The organism is Achromobacter semiaridum (assembly GCF_053543755.1).
This window is the reverse complement of record NZ_JBLVOL010000002.1, coordinates 83,942-87,939: the sequence shown is the minus strand read 5'-3', so window position 1 is coordinate 87,939 and position 3,998 is coordinate 83,942. Positions and strand designations below refer to the sequence as shown.

The following is a 3,998-nucleotide window of genomic DNA, read 5'->3' as shown; positions in this document are numbered from 1 at the left end:
CCCCCCGGCCGCTTACTTCTTGTGGGGCTGCGCCGGGGCGACCGGGTCGCTGGCGGGGAAGCTTTCCTTCAGGCCGCGGTCTACGTTTTCGTCATCGTCGTCCGGCTCGGGCCGGATGGCGATGGGGTCGCTGGCGGGAAAGGTTTCGGCCAGCGCCTCGTCCAGATCGTGTTCGACCTGATCCTCGTCCACCGGGGTGGCAACGGTCCCCTTTTTTACGCTCTTGCCGCTCTTGGGATCATGGTGCATGCGCCTTCTCCTTCAAGTCCGTGTTGGCCTGGATCTTCAATGGCCAGCCCTGCAAGTTGCGTTCCACCAATGTGGCCAAGCCGGCGATCCATGCGGGATCGTCGTTCAGCGCAGGGATGTAACGAAACTGCTTGCCGCCCGCCTCAATAAAGGCGTCCCGGCATTCCAGGCTGATCTCTTCCAGGGTTTCTAGACAGTCTGCCACAAATCCCGGGCACACCACATCCACCTCGGTAACACCCGAAGCGGCTAACGCTTTCAGGGTGGGCTCGGTATAGGGTTCAAGCCACCGGGCAGTGCCAAAGCGGCTTTGGAAGGTCACTTCGATCTGCTCGCGCGGCAGCGACAGCCGTTGGGACAGCAGGCGCGCCGACTCCATGCAGTCGCGGTAGTAGGGGTCGCCCAATTCGATGGAATACCGCGGCAACCCGTGAAAGCTCATGACCAGCTTCTGCGGCTTGCCGTGCTCGCGCCAGAACGTCTCGATGCGGGCGGCCAGCGGGTCCAGCCAGGCCGGATCTTCGTGAAAGCGCTTGGTAAAGCGCAGTTCGGGCTGATCGCGCAGGCGCCCGGCATGGCGGGTGACCGCGTCCACGACCGTGGCCGTGGTGCTGGCCGCGTACTGCGGGTACAGCGGCACGGTCAGGATGCGTTCGCAACCGGCCGCGCGCAAACGGGTGATGGCGTCCGGAATGGAAGGGTTGCCGTAGCGCATGCCCAGTTCCACCACGGCGTCGATGCCCGATGCCTCCAGTGCGGCGCGCACGCCGTCGGCCTGGCGCTGGCTATAGACCATCAGGGGCGACCCTTCTTTCAGCCAGACGCCCGCATAGCGCGGCGCCAGCTTCTTCGGCCGCAGCGTCAGCACCAGCCCGTACAGGATGGGCTTCCATAAATAACGTGGAATTTCAATGACGCGCGGGTCCGACAGGAATTCGCCCAGGTATTTGCGGATGCCCTGCTTGTCCGGCCTATCCGGCGTACCCAGGTTGACCAGCAGCACCCCGACTTTGCCGGGCGCGCGGGCCGGCGGGTCTTCGTTGAAGGGGTCGTCCTGCTCGGCTTCCGGCAGATAGCGTTCAGGCCACAGGTACTTGAACAGGCGAAGAAACACAAAAACTCCCCTTCCTCCGCGAGGAGGATGTAGCTTTGAATGGGACTACTGGTTGTGGCTGAGCGCGTTGGACAGCAGGCGCGCCGTGATGTCCACAATGGGAATCACGCGTTCGTAAGCCATGCGGGTCGGGCCGATGACGCCCAACGTGCCCACGACCTTGCCGTCCACGCCGTAGGGCGCGGTGATGACCGAGACCTCTTCCATGGGCACCAGCTGGGAGTCGCCACCGATGTAGATCTGCACGCCCTGCGCCCGGCTGGACACATCCAGCAGTTGCAGCAGGTCGGTCTTTTTCTCGAACAGCGAGAACATCTTGCGCAGCCGGTCCATGTCGGACGCGATATCGGTGACGTCCAGCAGCTTGCGTTCGCCCGAGATGACCATGGTGTCGCCGTCTTCCGCGGCCTCGGCGCTGGCCTCGACCGCCGCCTGCATCAACCGCGAAATGTCTTCGCGCAGCTGAGCCAGTTCGGTGGACAGCGTCTGGCGCACGGCGTTGAACGACTTGCCCGCGAAGTGCATGTTGAAGAAATTGCCGGCTTCCAGCAATTCCGCTTCGGCGTAATCGCGCTGAACAAAGAGAATGCGGTTCTGGACGTCGCCGTCCGGGGTGACGATGATAAGCAGCACGCGCTTGTCGGACAGCCGGATGAATTCGATCTGCCGAAATACCTGGGCACGCTTCGGGGTCAGCACCACGCCGGCGAATTGCGTCAGGTTGGACAGCAACGCGGCGGCGGCGTTGACGGCGCGGGTGGGTTCGGCGGCCGACAGCATTTCGCCCATGTTGTGCGGTTGCAGCTGATAAGACTGCACGGCCAGCAGGGAATCGACGAACATGCGATAGCCCCGCGGCGTAGGCACGCGGCCGGCGGAGGTGTGCGGGCTATGGATCAGCCCCAGCTCTTCAAGATCCGCCATGACATTGCGGATGGTGGCCGGGGACAAGTCAAAGACTTTCGATAGCGTCCGCGAGCCGACGGGCTGCCCATCGGCGATGTAGCGTTCTATCAACGCTTTCAGTAGTGCGCGTGCGCGGTCATCCATAGCGGGCATTTTAAGGAATCTTTTAGGATAAAGGCGATTTTTGTCCCGCAAGCAGATATGCGGCCCCATATAATCGGCTAATCGGCCCATTCCGGGCAGGTTCTGGCTTCGGCTTCGCCCTTCGGCCCTGCCCTTCGTTTCGCCCTTTTGATACACCCGCATCCATGCACTTTCCTACCGTCGCCCTGATCGGCAGATACCAGGACACCGGCCTGGACACCCCGCTAAGAGCCCTTGCGCACGCGCTGACGCAAGCGGGCAGGCATGTGCTGATCGATGCGGACACCGCGCGCAACACCGGCCTGACCGAATACCCCATCGCTACCCTTGAAGAGATTGGCCAGAATGCATCGCTGGCCGTCGTGATGGGCGGCGACGGCACGGTGCTGGGCGCGGGCCGGCATCTGGCGCCTTTTGGCGTGCCCCTGGTGGGTATCAACCACGGGCGCCTGGGCTTCATCACCGACATCCCGCTGCAGGACGCGCACGGCGCCCTGGCGCGCGTATTGGAAGGCAGCTTCCAGATAGAAGAACGCATGCTGCTGGAAGGCAGCGTGTGGCGCGGCGACCAGAAAATGTATTCCGCGTCGGCGCTCAACGACGTCGTGCTGAACCGCGCCGGGCGCGGCGGCATGATCGAAGTGCGCGTCGAGCTGGACGGCGCCTTCATGTACACGCAGCGCGCCGACGGCCTGATCATCGCCACGCCCACCGGCTCGACCGCATACGCGCTGTCCGCCAACGGCCCCATCCTGCACCCCGGCATGAACGCCATGGTGCTGGTGCCCGTGGCGCCGCAAACGCTGTCGAACCGACCCATCGTCATCCCGGACACCGGCGTGCTGAACATGACGCTGACGGCGATGGGCCGCGTGGAAGTTGGCGCCAGCGTGCATTTCGACATGCAGACGTGGTCCGACCTGCAACCGGGCGACCGCATCGTCGTGCAGCGCGCGCCGTACACCATCCGCTTCGTGCACCCCGAGGGCTACAGCTTCTTTTCCACCTTGCGCCGCAAGTTGCATTGGAACCTGATGCCCCAGGCCACCGACAACGTAGAGTAGTAAGCGCCCCGACATGCTGCGCACCCTGCATATCCGCGACTTCGTCATCGTCGAACAGACCGAAATCCATTTCGGCCCCGGCTTCACCGTGTTCTCCGGCGAGACCGGGGCGGGCAAATCCATCCTGGTGGACGCGTTGGCGCTTGCGCTGGGCGAGCGTGGCGACGCCAGCATGCTGCGCGAAGGCGCGCCGCGCGCCGACATCACTGCCGTGTTCGATACGCCCAAGTCATTGCACAGCTGGCTGAACGAACGCGAAATCGACGCCGATGACGAATTGTCGCTGCGTCGGGTCATCGACGCGCAGGGGCGCAGCCGCGCTTACATCAACGGCACGCCCGCCACCGTGGGGCAGCTGCGCGAACTGGGCGACAGCCTGGTCGACATCCACGGCCAGCACGCCCATCAAAGCCTGATGCGCCCTGACGCCCAGCGCGATCTGCTGGACGCCCACGGCGGCCATGGCGATCTGCGCCAGGCCGTGGGCCAGGCGTGGAAGCAATGGCGCGCGCTGGCGCGCC

The 3,998-nt window shown here is 64.2% G+C and carries 5 protein-coding genes; 2 read left to right on the top strand and 3 right to left on the bottom strand.

Annotation, left to right across the window (positions count from 1 at the left end; all coding sequences use genetic code 11):
- Positions 1-12 precede the first annotated feature (12 nt).
- Genes ACNPP0_RS00545 through hrcA form a run of 3 tightly spaced genes read right to left on the bottom strand, consistent with a single transcriptional unit; the run spans position 13 to position 2,413 of the window.
- On the bottom strand, positions 13-249 hold the full coding sequence (locus tag ACNPP0_RS00545) for a hypothetical protein (RefSeq protein WP_332612668.1): 237 nt from the start codon (positions 247-249) through the stop codon (positions 13-15).
- A complete protein-coding gene (gene hemH / locus ACNPP0_RS00540; RefSeq protein WP_332612669.1) occupies positions 239-1,363 on the bottom strand; it encodes a ferrochelatase in 1,125 nt (374 codons plus the stop codon). The genes ACNPP0_RS00545 and hemH overlap by 11 nt, the downstream gene beginning before the upstream one ends.
- A gap of 45 nt (positions 1,364-1,408) precedes the next feature.
- Positions 1,409-2,413 (bottom strand): heat-inducible transcriptional repressor HrcA, encoded by a 1,005-nt coding sequence (gene hrcA, locus ACNPP0_RS00535; protein WP_046803416.1) that lies wholly within the window; start codon positions 2,411-2,413, stop codon positions 1,409-1,411.
- Positions 2,414-2,577: 164 nt separating this feature from the next.
- Between hrcA and ACNPP0_RS00530 the strand changes: the two genes are divergently transcribed.
- Positions 2,578-3,477 (top strand): NAD kinase, encoded by a 900-nt coding sequence (locus tag ACNPP0_RS00530; protein ID WP_046803417.1) that lies wholly within the window; start codon positions 2,578-2,580, stop codon positions 3,475-3,477.
- A gap of 13 nt (positions 3,478-3,490) precedes the next feature.
- A partial coding sequence (locus ACNPP0_RS00525; protein WP_448704736.1) for an AAA family ATPase occupies positions 3,491-3,998 on the top strand: 508 nt, incomplete at its 3' end.